Origin of the sequence: Streptomyces griseoloalbus, from assembly GCA_014650015.1 — a bacterium.
Classification (GTDB): Bacteria; Actinomycetota; Actinomycetes; order Streptomycetales; family Streptomycetaceae; genus Streptomyces; species Streptomyces griseoloalbus.
Window position 1 is genome coordinate 419406 of the sequence record BMUD01000003.1, and the last position, 15972, is coordinate 435377.

Annotated in this window: 13 protein-coding genes, 1 rRNA gene and 1 pseudogene; 3 read left to right on the plus strand and 12 right to left on the minus strand. The window is 73.4% G+C overall.

Translation table 11 applies throughout. The features are described 5' to 3' along the window. Positions 1 to 54 precede the first annotated feature (54 nt). Complete coding sequence (locus IE178_RS07190; RefSeq protein WP_184766145.1) at positions 55 to 1686, plus strand: PucR family transcriptional regulator; 1632 nt, start codon at positions 55 to 57, stop codon at positions 1684 to 1686. A gap of 18 nt (positions 1687 to 1704) precedes the next feature. Here the strand turns inward: IE178_RS07190 and IE178_RS07195 are convergent, their stop codons facing one another. The 5 genes from IE178_RS07195 to IE178_RS07215 all read right to left on the minus strand — a co-directional run bounded on the left by IE178_RS07195 (position 1705) and on the right by IE178_RS07215 (position 7653). After that, positions 1705 to 2841: a glycosyltransferase family 4 protein gene (locus tag IE178_RS07195; RefSeq protein WP_193511647.1), complete on the minus strand. Its 1137-nt coding sequence runs from the start codon at positions 2839 to 2841 to the stop codon at positions 1705 to 1707. A 598-nt stretch (positions 2842 to 3439) separates the two neighbouring features. Continuing rightward, entirely contained in the window at positions 3440 to 5158 is a 1719-nt protein-coding gene (gene recN / locus IE178_RS07200) for a DNA repair protein RecN (RefSeq protein ID WP_193511666.1), read from the minus strand. Between the two features lie 368 nt (positions 5159 to 5526). Then, positions 5527 to 6432 (minus strand): NAD kinase, encoded by a 906-nt coding sequence (locus IE178_RS07205; protein ID WP_184766147.1) that lies wholly within the window; start codon positions 6430 to 6432, stop codon positions 5527 to 5529. Then, positions 6429 to 7244 (minus strand): TlyA family RNA methyltransferase, encoded by an 816-nt coding sequence (locus tag IE178_RS07210; protein WP_184766148.1) that lies wholly within the window; start codon positions 7242 to 7244, stop codon positions 6429 to 6431. The genes IE178_RS07205 and IE178_RS07210 overlap by 4 nt, the downstream gene beginning before the upstream one ends. A 7-nt stretch (positions 7245 to 7251) precedes the next feature. Then, positions 7252 to 7653, minus strand: coding sequence for a hypothetical protein (locus tag IE178_RS07215; RefSeq protein ID WP_193511648.1), 402 nt, complete (start codon positions 7651 to 7653; stop codon positions 7252 to 7254). 42 nt (positions 7654 to 7695) lie between these two features. Between IE178_RS07215 and IE178_RS07220 the strand changes: the two genes are divergently transcribed. Then, on the plus strand, positions 7696 to 8043 hold the full coding sequence (locus tag IE178_RS07220) for a sterol-binding protein (RefSeq protein ID WP_193511649.1): 348 nt from the start codon (positions 7696 to 7698) through the stop codon (positions 8041 to 8043). 58 nt (positions 8044 to 8101) lie between these two features. Here IE178_RS07220 and IE178_RS07225 read toward each other — a convergent pair whose 3' ends face one another. The 4 genes from IE178_RS07225 to IE178_RS07240 form a co-directional block, all read right to left on the minus strand. Beyond that, positions 8102 to 8995, minus strand: coding sequence for an ABC transporter ATP-binding protein (locus tag IE178_RS07225; RefSeq protein ID WP_184766151.1), 894 nt, complete (start codon positions 8993 to 8995; stop codon positions 8102 to 8104). Continuing rightward, positions 8992 to 10029 (minus strand): FecCD family ABC transporter permease, encoded by a 1038-nt coding sequence (locus tag IE178_RS07230; RefSeq protein WP_193511650.1) that lies wholly within the window; start codon positions 10027 to 10029, stop codon positions 8992 to 8994. The genes IE178_RS07225 and IE178_RS07230 overlap by 4 nt, the downstream gene beginning before the upstream one ends. Beyond that, positions 10026 to 11069, minus strand: a complete 1044-nt coding sequence (locus IE178_RS07235; RefSeq protein WP_184766153.1) for a FecCD family ABC transporter permease — start codon at positions 11067 to 11069, stop codon at positions 10026 to 10028. The genes IE178_RS07230 and IE178_RS07235 overlap by 4 nt, the downstream gene beginning before the upstream one ends. A gap of 76 nt (positions 11070 to 11145) precedes the next feature. Next, positions 11146 to 12174: an HAD hydrolase-like protein gene (locus IE178_RS07240; protein WP_184766154.1), complete on the minus strand. Its 1029-nt coding sequence runs from the start codon at positions 12172 to 12174 to the stop codon at positions 11146 to 11148. 72 nt (positions 12175 to 12246) lie between these two features. On the opposite strand from IE178_RS07240, the gene IE178_RS07245 reads away from it, so the two are divergent. Then, the gene (locus tag IE178_RS07245) at positions 12247 to 13536 is read left to right on the plus strand and encodes a DUF1015 domain-containing protein (protein WP_184766155.1); all 1290 of its coding nucleotides are present in this window, start codon (positions 12247 to 12249) and stop codon (positions 13534 to 13536) included. A gap of 75 nt (positions 13537 to 13611) precedes the next feature. Here the strand turns inward: IE178_RS07245 and IE178_RS35585 are convergent, their stop codons facing one another. The 3 genes and pseudogenes from IE178_RS35585 to rrf form a co-directional block, all read right to left on the minus strand. Continuing rightward, positions 13612 to 14352, minus strand: a complete 741-nt coding sequence (locus IE178_RS35585) for a tetratricopeptide repeat protein (RefSeq protein ID WP_189853291.1) — start codon at positions 14350 to 14352, stop codon at positions 13612 to 13614. Between the two features lie 243 nt (positions 14353 to 14595). Next, positions 14596 to 15255 (minus strand): annotated as a pseudogene (locus tag IE178_RS36890) (tetratricopeptide repeat protein); the annotation flags it as partial. 622 nt (positions 15256 to 15877) lie between these two features. Then, positions 15878 to 15972, minus strand: a 5S ribosomal RNA gene (gene rrf, locus IE178_RS07255); the annotation flags it as partial.

The window sequence follows — 15972 nt, forward strand, 5'->3', positions numbered from 1 at the left end:
CGCCGCCCGAACCCCGGCTGTCCGGGGGACATCCGCGCAGGTAGCGTCCCGGTCATGGACAGCGGATACGACACCCGGGGCGCAGGGATCACCGTGCGGCGGGCGCTGGAGCTGCCCGGGCTGCGCAGTGGACTGCCGGAGGTCCTGGCGGGCGCCGACCGGTTGGAGCGCACGGTGCGCTGGGTGCACGCGGGCGAGGTGCCCAACATCGCCTCGCTGCTCAAGGGCGGCGAGCTGCTGCTGACCACCGGATACGGGGCCGGTACCCGGCCGGCCGAGCAGCGGGCCTTCGTGCGCACGCTGGCCGAGCGGGGCATCGCGGCCCTCGTCGTCGAGCTCGGTCCGCGCTTCACCCGGCTGCCCGCCGCTCTCGTCGAGTCGGCCCGGGCGGCGGGGCTGCCGCTGGTCCAGCTGCACCGCGAGGTGCCGTTCGTGACGGTCACCGAGGAGATCCACACCGAGATCGTCAACGGTCACTACGCGCTGCTGCAACGCGCGGAGGAGGTGCACCGCCGGTGCACCGAGGCGCTGCTGCGCGGCGGCGGAGTCCCCCAGGTCCTGGAGATCCTCGCCGGGTTCACCGGCAACCCGGTGTTCCTGGAGACCACCGACGGACAGCTGCTGTACGCGGCCGGCGAGGGCCCCGAGGGCGCGGACCCGCTCCAGGTGTGGGAAGGGCTGCGGGACAGGCACCGGGACGACCCGCCGGCCGGTTCGGCCCTCGTGGACGTGCCCGGTGGCGGCCCCGGCAGCGGCGGCGTACGGGCGCGTCTGGCGCTGCTGCCGGTGCGCAGCACGCCGGAGCCGGTGCACCGGATGGCTGCCGAGCGGGCGGCGGGCATCCTCGCCGTGGTGCTGATGCAGGCCCGTCAGGAGGAGGAGCTGGCGGCGCGTGGCCGCGGGGACTTCCTCACCGACCTCGCCGAGGGCCGTGTCACCGCTCGGGACGCGCCCGCGCAGGCGCGCGTGCTGGGCTTCAAGCCGGGTGCGGGACCGCTGCTTCCGGTGGTGATGCGGCCCGGCGACGTCCTGGCCCCGCAAGGAGGAGGCTGGGCGGTACTGGCCCGCGCGGTGGGCGAGGAGCTCGCCGCGCTCGGGGTGCCCGTCCTGCTGGGCGTGCGACCGGTCGAGGGGCGGGTACCGCTGCTGCTCGCACTGCGCTCGGAGGCGGAGCGGCCGTCGGTCGCGGACCGGGTGGCCACGGCGCTGCGGGCGGGGGTGGAACGCGCGGGGACGCTGCGCCCGGGGGGACAGCCGCCGGTGGTGGTCGTCGGGCCGGCCGGGGACTGGGCGGCGGCGGCGACGGGGCTGCGGCACGCGGCGGAGACGGCGACCGCGGCGCAGGGGCTGCCGGACCGCCCCTGGCACGACGCCCGACGGCTGGACATCGACCTGCTGCTGTGGCGGCTGCGCGACCACCCGGACCTGGCGGCCTTCGTGGACCGCGCGATCGGTCCGGTCCTGGACCACGACCGCCGCTCCAGACCGCCGCTGCTGCCCACCCTGGAGACCTATCTGGCGCACGCCGGGCGCAAGGCGGAGACGGCCCGCGAACTGCATCTGAACCGGCAGACGCTCTACAACAGGCTCGGCCGCATCGGCGAGCTGCTGGGCACCGACCTCGACGACCCGCAGACCGTCCTGGCGTTGAGCCTGGCCCTGCGGGCCCGGCGGCACGTGCCGTGACCCCGCGCCGGACCGGTGTCAGATCAGCGGCCGGGGCTGCGTCAGCTCGTCGTAGACGCTCAGCACCTGGGCGACCGTCTCGTCCTCGGTGGGCCAGCCGGCGGCCTGCCGCACGCCCCGCTCCTTGAGCAGCTCCCGGCGTCCGGGGTCGTCCAGCAGCCCTACGACGGCGTCGGCGAGCGCTCGCGCGTTCCCGTACGGGACGAGTTCCGCGGCGTCGCCGACGAGTTCGGGGATGCCGCCCACGTCGGTCGCGACGAGCGGCACGCGCGCGTGGAGGGCCGCCTGGGCGAGCGGGGACCGTGCCTCCCACCGGCTCGGCAGCAGCGCGAGATCGGCGGCGGCGAGCAGATCGGTGAGGTCGTCGCGCCGGCCGAGGAGTCTGACCGGCAGCTCCTCGCTCTCGATCCGCCGCTGGAGTTCGCCGCGCAGTGACCCCTCCCCCGCGAGCACCACCAGCGGCACGGGGTCGAGCCGCCGCCACGCGTGCGCCGCGTCCAGCAGGATGTCGTAGCCCCGGTGCCGTTCGAGGGAGCCGACGGCGATGAGCAACGGGCGGCCCATGGCGCCGAGTTCGGCCCGCACCTTGGGCCGCAGCCGGTCGGGGTCGTCCCGCACCGGGAAGGCGCGGGGACCGGGGAGGGAGACGGCGGCCAGCCGCGCGTCCCGCGCTCCCGCGCGGCGCGCCCGGTCGACGAGGGCGGACGTCGTCCCGAGCACCACGGTGGCCGCCTTGACGACCCGCCGCTCCAGCACGCGCAGGAAGTGGGCGCGCGGACCGTCGGCGCGCGCCCGGTCGTGCCAGGTGACGACGAGCGGGGTGCTCCGCCCGCTCAGGGCGAGCACGGTGCGGAAAGAGGCGTGCAGCCCGTGCGCGTGCACCAGGTCGGCACCGGTGCACGCGGCCCGCAGCGCGGCCACCGAACACGGGTCGCTGCTGCGCGGCACGTGCACGTGCTCGGCGCCCACGCCGGTGAAGTCGTAGGCGTGATCCGCCTCGGCGGGGGCGCACACCGTGACCCGTACGCCCCGCTCGACGAGCCCCGCGGCCAGCGAGCGCACATGGGCGCTGCCGGCGGCATTGCCACCGCCCAGCACCTGCACGGTGCGCAGCGGCGGCCGGCCGTGCGGTGAGTGGCTGCTCACGGGCGTCACGTGGCCGGGCTCCTGGTTCGGGTCGGACGGTCACGAAGAACGTACAGAAGGAACGTGCGGAGAGGGTGTACCGCGCGGGTCCCTACGCGTACTCCGTCAAGCATGCCAGCCCGCACAGCGCTTCGGGCACCGCCGAGGGCCCCCACCCGGCGGCACACGGCCCACCCTTTCACCCACACGAGTGACGGACCCTGCTCGGCTCTCACCCGGCGACCGAGCCGCCGCGTTCACCTCGTCCCCGTACACCGCGGCGGCGACCACCGCGGCGGCACGGGCGAGCGACCCGGCCCGTCCGGCGCCCGTGACGACGGCCGCCCTGAGGGCCGCGCCGGCGCGTGTGCTCCCGTGCCGCCGGTCATCGTGCGCTGCCCCGGGTCGCCGGGCAGCACGGCCGCCGCGGCCCTCCGTGGCGACGGCGGCGGTCTCGACGGCCCGTGCGTCACGGCGCAGCAGCCCCGGAAACCCGTACGCGAGCACGGCGGTGACGGCCCGGCCCTGGCGTACCCGCACGAGGTCGACGCGGCCCGGGTGAGGGCGGCGGCGCGTCCGAGGGAAGCCGGCACGCGGGAGCGGTCACTCACGCGAGACCGGCCGACGCCTACCCGTCCGCCCGTGCCGTCGCCAGGAGCTCCTCCGCGTGGGCGCGCGCCGTTTCGGAGTCCTCCTGGCCGGCGAGCATGCGGGACAGCTCGCGAATGCGGTCCTCCCCTTCGAGCACCTTCACACCGGACCGGGTGACCGACCCGTCGTTGGTCTTCTCCACCAGCAGCTGCCGGTCGGCGAACGCGGCCACCTGCGGCAGGTGCGTGACGACCACGACCTGCGCCGTCTTCGCCAGCCGCGCGAGCCGCCGCCCGATCTCCACCGCCGCCTTGCCGCCGACACCGGCGTCCACCTCGTCGAAGAGGTACGTGGGCACCGGGTCCGTGCCCGCGAAGACGACCTCCACGGCCAGCATCACGCGCGACAGCTCACCGCCGGACGCGCCCTTGGCGATGGGCCGGGGCGGTGCTCCCGGGTGCGGGGCCAGCAGCAGCTCGACCTCGTCCACGCCCGACGGGCCGTAGGCGACCGTCCGCCCGCCCACCTCGACGCCCTCCGGGTCCTCGGTCTGCCGGATGTCGAACGACACGCGCGCGTGCGGCATGGCGAGCGAGGCCAGCTCGGCGGTCACGGCCGCCGCGAACCGCTCCGCCGCCTCCGTCCGCGCGTCGGTCAGCTCCTGGGCCAGCACGCCCAGTTCGGCGCGGAGCGCGTCACGTTCGGCGGTGAGTTCCCCGATCCGGTCGTCGTCGCCGTCCAGTTCGGTCAGCCGCGCGGCACTCCGCTCGGCCCACGCCAGTACGGCGGAGACGTCCTCGCCGTACTTGCGGATCAGCCCGGTGAGCGCGGCCCGCCGCTCCTCGACCGCGGCCAGTCGCAGCGGATCGGCGTCCAGGTCGTCGGCGTACCCCGCCAGCTCCCCGGCGACATCGCGCAGCAGGATGCCGACCTCCCCGATCCGGTCGGTGAGCGCCGCCAGTGCCGGGTCGTGCGCCCGTACGGCCTCCAGGGCCCGCTGGGCGCCCGCGACGAGCGTTCCGGCGTCGACGCCCTCGGGGTCCTCCGGATTGCCCGCGAGCGCGGCGTGCGCGACCGCCGCGGCGGACGCCAGCGCCTCGGCGTGCCCGAGCCGCTCGGCCTCCTCCGCCAGCTCCACGTCCTCGCCCGCGCGGGGCTCCACGGCGGCGATCTCCTCGAGCCCGAAGCGCAGCAGGTCGGCCTCCTGGGCCCGCTCACGCGCACGCGTGGTGATCTCGTCCAGCTCGTGGGAGACGGCCCGCAGCCTCTTGTACGCCTCCGCGTACTTGCCGAGCGGCACGGCGACCGCGTAACCGGCGTACCGGTCGAGCGCCTGCCGCTGCCGGGACAGTTTCAGCAGCCCCTGCTGGTCGGTCTGGCCGTGTACGGCCACGAGGTCGTCGGCGAGCTCGGCGAGCAGCCCCACGGGCACGCTCCGCCCGCCGAGATGCGCTCGCGAGCGCCCCTCGGCGGAAACGGTACGGCTGATCAGCAGCGTCCCGTCGTCGAGCTCGGCCCCGGCCTCCTCGGCCCGTACGACGGCCGCGGCGCCCTCGGGCACGGCGATCCGCCCCTCGACGACCGCGTTCCGCGCGCCGATCCGCACCAGGGCCGCATCCGCCCGTCCACCCAGCAGCAGGCCCAGGCTGGTGACCACCATGGTCTTGCCCGCACCCGTCTCACCGGTGACGGCGGTGAAGCCGGGCGACAGCTCGACGACAGCGTCGTCGATGACTCCGAGCGACCGTATCCGCATCTCCTCCAACACGCACCCGACCTTACGAGGTCGAAGCCCGGGAGTGCGACCGGCCCCACCCTTGTCACCCACGGAGGTGCAGGCGCTCAGGGGCGCGGGGAACTGCGCGAACGACCACAAACACCCCGCGGCCGCCGACGCCCCGGAACCACCCCATCGAGACCGCTAGGGGGTGTCGTTCGGGTCCTGCCCGGGTCGCGGGCCCCGGGGCACGCGCATCTGCCGCGTTGCCGTCGCTTGCCAGGGCTCCGCCCCGGCGCCCTGGTCCGCTCTGCCGCTGCACGCACCGGACCCCGCTCGGCTCGGCCCGGCCCGGCCCGGCTGCAAGGCGCCGTTTCCCGGAGCCGGCCTGATCCGAACGACACCCCTTAGTGCGGCGCCCCCCGCCACCCCGACACGGGCAGCGCGAACTTCGCGACCAACCGGTCGGTGAACGACGCATGGTGCAACCGGGCCAACCGCACCGGCACCGCCCCCCGCCGCACCTCGACCCGCGCCCCCGCCGGCAGCTCCACGGTCCGCCGCCCGTCGCACCACAGCACACCCGGCGGAATGTGCGGCAGCACCTCCACCGCCAGTACCGAGTCCGGCGAGGTCACCAGCGGCTTGGCGAACAGCGCGTGCGCGCTGATCGGCACCATCAGCAGCGCCTCCACCTCGGGCCACACCACGGGCCCGCCCGCGGAGAACGCGTACGCGGTGGAACCGGTCGGTGTGGCGCACACGATCCCGTCGCAGCCGAACCCGGTGACCGGCCGCCCGTCGATCTCCAGGACGACCTCCAGCATCCGCTCGGCGGACACCTTCTGCACGGCCGCCTCGTTCAGCGCCCAGTCCGTGTGCACGATGTCGCCGTTGCGGTGCACGACGACGTCGACGGTCATGCGCTCCTCGACCTCGTACGCCTTGTTCACCACCCGGTCGACCACCTTGTCCAGGTCGTCCCGCTCGGCCTCGGCGAGGAACCCGACCCGCCCGAGGTTGACGCCGAGCATGGGCACGCCGGAGGCACGGGCGAACTCGGCGCCGCGCAGCAGCGTGCCGTCACCGCCCAGCACGATCAGCAGCTCGCAGTCGTCCAGGCACTGCGGGGTGGCCTCCTTGACGGTCTCCACCTCGTCCGACAGCGGCAGGTCCTGCGCCTCGGCCTCCAGCACCCGCACCCCGAGTCCGGAGCGCAGCAGTCCTTTGACCACGAGTTCGGCGCTGCGAATGGCCGCGGGCCGCCCCGTGTGGGCGAGCAGGAAAACAGTACGAGCTCGGTTCTCTGTCAACGCGGCCCCTCCGCCACTGCACGGTCAACATCGGCCGGGTCCAGTTCCGGAGCCCCGGCCCGCAGCCACAGAAAGTATTCGACATTTCCCGAGGGTCCGGGCAGCGGACTCGCCGTCACGCCCTGCGCCCCGAACCCCAGCTCCCAGGCCTTGGCCGCCACCCCCCGTACGGCCTCGGCACGCAGCTGCGTGCTGCGGACGACTCCGCCGCTGCCCAGCCGCTCCCTGCCCACCTCGAACTGCGGCTTGACCATCATCACCAGGTCGGCGTCCGGCGTCACGCACCGTTTCAGGGCGGGCAGCACCAGCCCGAGCGGGATGAAGGACAGATCCCCCACGACAAGATCCACCGGCTCTCCATCGATCACTTCGAGCGTCAACTCGCGTACGTTCGTACGGTCCTTGACGGTGACGCGTTCATCATTGCGGAGAGACCAGGCGAGTTGTCCGTATCCGACGTCCACGGCGACCACGTGCGCCGCCCCCGCCCGCAGCAGGACGTCGGTGAATCCGCCGGTGGAGGCGCCGGCGTCGAGCGCCCGCCGCCCCTCGACGACCAGTCCCCGAGGCACGAAGGCATCGAGTGCGCCGGCCAGTTTGTGGCCGCCGCGCGAGACGTATTCCGGGTCGCCTGCGTCCTCGGCGACGACGATCGCGGCGGCGGTCTCCACCTGCGTGGCGGGCTTGGTCGCGACCGTCCTGCCGACGCTGACCCGCCCGGCGGCGATCAGCTGGCTGGCGTGCTCACGCGAGCGCGCGAGCTTACGGCGGACCAGCTCCGCGTCGAGACGGCGGCGTGCGACTCCTGCCACGTTCTGTTCAGCTCCTGTGTACGTGTGCCACGGTGGACGGGTGGTCCGAAGGGCCTCGTTGAGGGGTGGTCGGGTGACCGGCGGGAGCCGGAGGTCCCGGGCGGGCGTCGAGCGCGGTGAGCGCGTCGCGCAGCCCCCGGTGTACATCCTCGTACACCCCGACATGGCCGTCCGTGGTGAGGTGGTCCGCGTCGGCCAGCCGCTCCATGTGGGCGTCCACCTCGGGGTGGCCGGTGGGGGTGCGCGGCACGTTCAGGGGAGCGGGGGCGGCGGGGTCGTCCCCGGGCGGCGGCTGCGTCCCGGCGTGCTCCGGACCCGCGCTGCCCGGCTCCACGATGGGCGGCTCCACGATGTCCGGCTCCACGATGGGCGGCTCCGCGCCCTCCGTCTCCGGCACTGCGTCGTTCATGCCCCGACGCTACCGCGAACGGCTGCGGTACCGTCGTCCGCGATGGCCACGATCGAGGAGTGCCGTACCGCACTCGACAAGCTTTCGGACACCATGCGGCACGCCGAGGGTGACGTCCGCGCGGCCGCGGCGATGGACCGCTCGGTCAGCTGTCACCTCACCGACCTGGACGTGACCTTCGCCGGCCGGCTCTCCGGCGGCCGGATCAAGGTGCACGACACGTTCTCCGGCCCGCCGCGCGAGAAGGCGCAGATACGACTCGCGATGAAGGGCGACGACCTGGTGGCCCTGGTCGACGGCGAACTGCACTTCGCCAGGGCCTGGGGGTCGGGCCGGGTGCGGGTGGAGGCGGGTCTGCGCGACCTGTTCCGCCTCAGGAAGCTCCTGTAGCGCCCGGGAAGCCTCCATCACGCTCGGACGGCCTCTGCGCCCGGACGTCCTCCGGCCCTCAGGAGGCTTCTGCCGCTCCCACCTTCCGCGCCGTGCCCCGGTCCCCGGCCGCCGCCCGTGCCCTGCGCGCCGCCGGCACGATCAGCGGCGTCCCCGTCTCCGGGTCGTCGATGACCTGGCAGCGCAGCCCGAAGACCTCCTCGACCAGGTCGGCGGTGACGATGTCGTTGGGCGCGCCCTGGGCGATGACCTTGCCCGCGCGCAGGGCGATGAGGTGGGTGGCGTACCGGGCGGCGTGGTTGAGGTCGTGCAGGACGGCGACCAGGGTGCGCCCCTGTTCCTCGTGCAGATCCGCGCACAGGTCCAGTACGTCGATCTGGTGCTGGATGTCCAGGTAGGTCGTCGGCTCGTCGAGCAGCAGCAGCGGGGTCTGCTGGGCCAGCGCCATCGCGATCCACACACGCTGCCGCTGGCCGCCGGAGAGCTCGTCGACGTAGCGTTCCGCCAGCTCGGCCACGCCGGTATGGGCCATCGACTCCTGGACGACCCGCTCGTCCTCGGCCGACCACTGGCGCAGCAGCCCCTGGTGCGGGTAACGGCCGCGGCCGACCAGATCGCCGACCGTGATGCCGTCGGGCGCGATCGACGACTGGGGCAGCAGGCCGAGGGTCCGGGCGACCTTCTTCGCGGGCATCGACTGGATGACCTGCCCGTCGAGCAGGACCCGTCCCTCGCTCGGCCTGAGCATCCGCGACAGGGCCCGCAGCAGGGTCGACTTGCCGCACGCGTTGGGCCCGACGATCACGGTGAAGGAGTTGTCCGGTATCTCCACCGACAGCTGCTCGGCGATGACCCGCTGGTCGTAGGCCAGGGTGACGTTCTCGGCGGACAGTCGGTTCACGGTGCTCCTTCGGTGGTCCGGCCCTCTGCCGGCGGTGGTGTCGGTGCTCATATCCGGCCCGCCCTGCGCTCGGTGACCAGCAGCCACAGCAGATAGCCACCGCCGAGCACGCCGGTGACCACACCCACGGGCAACTGGTCGGCGCCGAACGCCCGCTGCGACACCCAGTCGGCGGTGACCAGCAGCGTCGCGCCCATCACCATGGCCGGCGTCAGGTTGGGCCCGGGCGAGCGGGTCAGCCGCCGGGCGAGCTGCGGGGCGGTGAGCGCGACGAAGCCGACCGGTCCGGCGGCGGCCGTCGCGGACGCGGTGAGCAGTACGGCCGACAGCATCAGCAGCAGCCGTACGCGCTCCACCCGCACGCCGAGGGCGTACGAGACGTCGTCGCCCATCTCCATCATCCTGAGCTCGCGGGAGTTGGCGAGAACCAGCGGTACGAGGACGGCGCACAGGGCGAGCAGGGGCCAGACCTGGTCCCAGTCACGGCCGTCGAGCGATCCCGTCATCCAGACGACCGCGCGGGCCGCGTCGACGATGTCGGACTTGGTGAGCAGGTAGCCGTTGACCGCCGTGACGATCGCGGAGACACCGATACCGACCAGGACCAGACGGTATCCGTGCACGCCCCGCTTCCAGGCGAGCGCATAGATGGCGAATCCGGTCACCAGTCCGCCGACGAGCGCACCGAGGGTGACCTGGTTGGCCGTGCCGGAGAAGAGCACGATCATCGTGAGCGCACCGGCCGTCGCCCCCTGCCCGAGGCCGAGGACGTCCGGACTGCCCAGCGGATTGCGGGAGATGGACTGGAACAGCGCACCGCCGAGGCCGAGTGAGGCGCCGACCAGCAGCCCGACCAGGACCCGGGGCAGCCGCAGCTCGGTGACGATGAACTCCTGGCCGGCGTCGCCCTCGCCGACGAGGGTCCTGAGCACGTCGGCGGCGGGTATCGGGAAGTCGCCGGTGCCGATCAGCACCACGCTCGCGGTGAGCGCCGTGACCAGGAGCAGCACGACGACGGTGAGGGCGCGTACATCCAGCCGGACCGAGAGGCCGCCGGGAGTGCGCACCGCGCGGTTGGTCTTCACAGCTGGGCCGTCCTCCGCCGTCGTACGAGATAGATGAAGACCGGGCCGCCGAGGAGCGCGGTGACGATGCCGACCTGGAGTTCGGCGGGCCGGGCCACGATCCGGCCGAGTACATCGGCGCCGAGCAGCAGCACGGGCGACAGGATCGCCGCGTACGGCAGGATCCAGCGCAGGTCGGGCCCGGTGAAGGAGCGCACGACGTGCGGCACCATCAGACCGACGAACATGATCGGCCCGCAGGCTGCGGTCGCGGCCCCGCACAGCACGGTCGCGGCGAGCATGGACAGTGCGCGGGTGCGGTTGAGGTTGGCGCCGAGCGCCCTGGCGGTGTCGTCTCCCATGGCCATGGCGTTGAGCGGCCGGGCGAGCGCGAGCGCGAGGACGAAGCCGGCCAGCAGGAACGGCAGGACCTGTTCGATGGTCGAGTCGTCGCCCGTGGCCAGCGAACCCACCGTCCAGAAACGCATCCTGCCGAGCGCCGCGTCGTCCAGGATCATGATGGCCTGGAGATAGCCGTACAAGGCCGCGCTGATGGCCGTACCGGCGAGGGCGAGCCGCACCGGCGTCGCGCCCCGGCTGCCGCCGAGGAACCACACCAGCGCGCCCACGGCCGCCGCACCGCAGAACGCGAACCACACGTAACCGGACAGCGAGGTGACGCCGAAGAAGGTGATGGCGCTGACCACGGCCGCGGACGCGCCCGCGTTGATGCCGAGCAGTCCGGGATCGGCCAGCGGGTTGCGGGTGAGCGCCTGGAGCACCGTCCCCGCCAGGCCCAGCGCGGCGCCGACGAGCACGCCCAGGACGGTTCGTGACAGCCTGTCGGCCACGACGACGTCGCCATAGGTGCCCGATTCCTCGAACAGGCCGTGCCAGACCTGCTCCAGGGACAGCTCCTTCGCGCCGACCGCGATGCTCGCCACTGCGACGAGCACCAGGATCAGCACGGAGACGAGCAGCCCGAGGACACGGACCGCCCGGCGATTCGGGGGCGCGGGGGCGGTTTCCGCGCGCTGTTCGGGGGGACTCTCGACCAACACGCAGTTAGGTTAGCCTACCCTGCCGATTCGATCACGATACCGAGGTTCGGAACCACAGGTCGCGGGTGTCGCTCCCTCACCACCCCAGTCGCGCCAGGGCCTTCCCGCCGTCCAGGTCGCACACACCGTCCCCGGCCGCCGTCCACGCCGCCGCGCACAGCGCACGGAGCCCGTCCAGCGCGCCACCGTCCCCGTCCAGCTCCAGCCCTCCCGCACCGGCCTTCGCCGTCCAGCCACCGCACCGGAACCCGTCGCCCACCCCGACGACCTCCGGCTGCCCGGTGAGCATCCCGCGCAGGTCGGCGTCGACATACGTCGGCCGGTGCTGCGGCGGCGCGGCGAGCAGGTGCGCGCCGTCGGTCACCCCGGTCAGCACCAGCAGCGAGTCGACCTCGCCGTTGAACGCGCCCTCGATGTCCGTGTCCAGCCGGTCCCCCACCACCAGCGGCCGCCGGGCGCCCGTGCGCAGGATCGTCTCCCGGTGCATCGGCGGCAGCGGCTTGCCCGCGACCTGCGGCTCGGCGCCCGTGGCGATCCGTACGACCTCCACCGCCGCGCCGTTGCCCGGGGCGATGCCCCGGCCGCTGGGAATGGTCAGGTCGGTGTTGGACGCGAACCACGGCACCCCGCGCGCGACGGCGTAGCACGCCTCCGCGAACCGTCCCCAGGGCAGCTCCGGCCCGCCGTACCCCTGCACGACCGCCACCGGATCGTCGTCCGCCGACTCCACCGGCACGAGCCCGCGTTCCCGCAAGGCCACCCGTAGTCCCTCGCCGCCGATCACCAGCACCCGGGAGTCCTGCGGCACCTGCTCACTGATCAGCCGCGCGACGGCCTGCGCGGAGGTGATGATGTCGCCGGCCTCCGCCGGTATCCCCAGCTCGGTCAGGTGCCCGGCCACCACGTCGGGGGTGCGCAGGGCGTTGTTCGTCACGTACGCGAGGTGCATACCGCCCTCACGGGCCGACGCGAGCGACTCGACCGCGTGGGCGATCGCGTTCCCGCCCGCGTACACCACTCCGTCGAGGTCGAGCAGCGCCGTGTCGTACGCCTTGCTCAGGGCCTGCCCACTGCCCTCGGGCCTCGTCCTGACGCTCCGGCTCATTCCGCATCGCTCCTCGTTCGACGGTTTTCCCCCGATCATCCCCCATGCCACCGACACCCGTACGATGCCGGGATGAACACCGCGGGTCACTCGGAAGCAACGGCGCCCCGAGGCCTGGAACTCACCCCGTTCCGTGGCCTTCGTTACGACCCCGACCGGGTCGGCAGTCTGGCCGCCGTGACATCCCCGCCGTACGACGTCGTCGTCCGCCCCGACGGCCTGCACCACCTCCAGTCCGCCGACCCGTACAACATCGTCCGGCTGATCCTCCCGGAGGCGGACACGCCCGGGGCGCGCAACGCCCAGGCCGCCGACACTCTGCGCCGCTGGCGCTCCGAGGGCGTCCTGACCGCGGATCCGGAGCCCGGCCTGTACGTCTACGAGCAGCGCGACGGCGACGGCATGGTGCAGCGCGGCATCATCGGCACGGTGCGCGTCTGCGACCCCGACGAGCAGGTGGTCCTGCCGCACGAGGACGTCATGCCGCACATCGTCGCCGACCGCGCGGACCTCATGCGGGCCACCTCCGCCAACCTGGAACCGCTGCTCCTCACCTACCGCGGCGACGGCTCCGCGACCGCCGCCGCCGACCTGATCGACCGCACGGCCGCACAGCCACCCCTCCTTGCGACCACCACGGAGGACGGTTTCCACCACCGTCTGTGGTCCGTCACCGATCCGGCCGCCCTGGCCGCGGTCCGGAGGGACCTCTCCGGCCACCAGGCTCTCATCGCCGACGGCCACCACCGCTGGGCGACCTACCGCCGCCTCCGCGCGGAGCACCCCTCCCCCAGCCCCTGGGACCACGGCCTGGTCCTCCTCGTCGACACGGCCCGCTATCCCCTGCGCGTCCGCGCCATCCACCGCCTGCTGCTCGGGCTGCCGGTCGCGGACGCCCTGACCGCACTCGACGGCCTGTTCCGTGTCCGCAGCCTCGACGCCCCCCTCGCCGAGGCGATGGACGCCCTGGCGGAGGCGGCCTTGGGCGGCAACGCCTTCCTCCTCGCCGGAGAGGGTGCCTTCCATCTCGTCGACCGTCCGGATGCGGATCTGCTGGCCCGTACGGTCCCGGTCGACCGCCCGGTGGCCTGGCGCACCCTGGACGCGACGGTCCTGCACGCCACGCTCCTCGATCACGTCTGGCGCGTTCCCGACTCCCCGGCCCACATCGCCTACATCCACGACACGGCCGCCACGGTCGAGAAGGCGCGACGCGACGGCGGCACGGCCGTCCTGATGCATCCGGTGCACGAGGACGTCGTCCGCGACCTCGCGCGCCAGGGCGTCACGATGCCGCGCAAGTCGACGTCGTTCGGCCCGAAGCCGGCCTCCGGCCTGGTCCTGCGCGCGCTCGACCTCTGATCGGCCCATGGCCCATGCCGAAGGGGCGGGCCTCCACGAGACCCGCCCCTTCACACCCGCTCTTCGCCGCGGACGTCAGTCCTTGTCGTCCTCGACGTCCTCGTCCGCGCGGACGGTGTCGCGCTCGTCCTCGTCCTCGCCGAGGGCGTCCACGAACTCGACGCCGTCCATCTCGGCCAGCCGGTCGGACGCGTCCGTGCTGCCGTCGCGGTCGGCTTCCACGGCCTTGGCGAACCACTCCCGCGCCTCACCGCTCCGGCCGGCCGCGAGCAGCGCGTCGGCGTAGGCGTAGCGCAGCCGCGCGGTCCACGGCTGTACGGAGTGGGACGCCAGTTCGGAGCTCTGCAGCGTCACGATCGCCGCGTCCAGCTGCCCCATGTCACGCCGGGCTCCGGCCGCGACGAGCCGCATCTCGACCTGCCCGGTCTTGTCGAGCTTGTGCACTTCGGGGGCCCCGGCCATGTCCAGCGCCTTCTCCGGCCGCCCGAGCCCACGCTCGCAGTCGGCCATGAGGGGCCACAGCTCCACTGTCCCGGTCATCCGCCGCGCGGCACGGAACTCGGCGAGCGCCTCGGAGTACTTCTGGTTCGCGTACGCGGCGAACCCGGCGGCCTCCCGTACGGCAGCGACACGCGACGCCAGCCTCAGGGCCACCCTGGAGTAGCCGTACGCGCCCTCGGGGTCCTCGTCGATCAGCCGGGCGACCATCACCAGGTTCTTGGCGACGTCCTCCGCGAGCGTCTTGGGCAGGCTCTGCAGCTCCTGCCGTACGTCCTTGTCGATCTCCTCGCCGGTGACGTCCTCGGGGATCGGCAGCCGCTTGATCGGCTCCCGGTCCCGGTCGCGCTCCTCACGGAACCTCCCGCCACCGTGCCGGTCGTCATGCCCCCGGAACCCACCGGGACGTCCACCCCGGTCATCCCGCCGAGGCCCACGCCCACGGTCGTCACGTCCACGGTCGTCACGTCCACGGTCGTCACGTCCACGGAATCCGCCGCGGTCACCACCACGGCTGTCCTCGCGCCGGAAGCCACCGCGGTCACCGCCGCGTGTGTCCTCACGGCGGAAACCACCGCGGTCCCCGCGGTTGTCGGTGCGCTCGCCCCCACGGCTGTCGTCACGCCGGAAGCCACCGCGATCACCACCGCGTGTGTCCTCACGGCGGAAACCACCACGGTCCCCGCGGTTGTCGGTGCGCTCGCCCCCACGGCTGTCGTCACGGCGGAACCCACCGCGCTCGCCGCCTCGGTCATCGCGCCCGCGATAACCGCCACGCTCACCGCCCCGGCTGTCATCCCGCCGGAACCCGCCGCGGTCACCATCCCGACTGTCCTCGCGACGGAAACCACCACGGTCACCGCCACGATTGTCGTCACGCCGGAAACCACCACGGTCACCACCGCGTGTGTCCTCACGGCGGAAACCGCCGCGGTCCCCACGGCTGTCGTCACGCCGGAACCCACCGCGGTCACCACCGCGTGTGTCGTCACGGCGGAACCCGCCACGCTCGCCGCCTCGGTCATCGCGCCCGCGGTAACCGCCACGCTCACCGCCCCGGCTGTCGTCCCGCCGGAACCCACCGCGGTCACCATCGCGCGTGTCCTCGCGACGGAAACCACCACGGTCACCGCCACGGCTGTCATCCCGGCGGAAACCACCACGGTCACCGCCACGGCTGTCATCCCGGCGGAAGCCACCACGGTCACCACCGCGCGTGTCCTCACGGCGGAAACCACCACGGTCCCCGCGGTTGTCGGTGCGCTCGCCCCCACGGCTGTCGTCACGGCGGAACCCACCCCGGTCACCGCCACGGCTGTCGTCACGGCGGAACCCGCCGCGCTCGCCGCCTCGGTCATCGCGCCCGCGATAACCGCCACGCTCACCGCCCCGGCTGTCGTCCCGCCGGAACCCGCCCTGGTCTCCACCGCGATTGTCGTCACGGCGGAAGCCACCGCGGTCACCGCCACGGCTGTCACTGCCACGGCTGTCATCCCGGCGGAAGCCGCCGCGCTCGCCGCGGTCGTCATCCCGGCCGCGGTAACCGCCACGCTCACCGCCGCGGTTGTCGTCCCGGCCGCGGAAGCCACCACGCTCCGGCCGGCCACCGGCACGGTCGTCGCGCCGGAATCCGCGGTCGCGGTCGTTGTCTCGGCGCGGGCCGCCGCGCTGACCACCACGGTCGGCACGGTCACCACTGTCCCGTCGCCGCTGGTCGCGCTCCGGTCGCTCGTCGGGAGAGTTGGTGGACATGGGTGACTCCTGTCTTCGGTACTGCAAGCATAAATAAAAAAGGACCCTTGGTCCCAGCTGAACGCTGGGACCAAGGGTCCTTCCAAAGATTGTTCGGCGGCGTCCTACTCTCCCACAGGGTCCCCCCTGCAGTACCATCGGCGCTGTAAGGCTTAGCTTCCGGGTTCGAAATGTAACCGGGCGTTT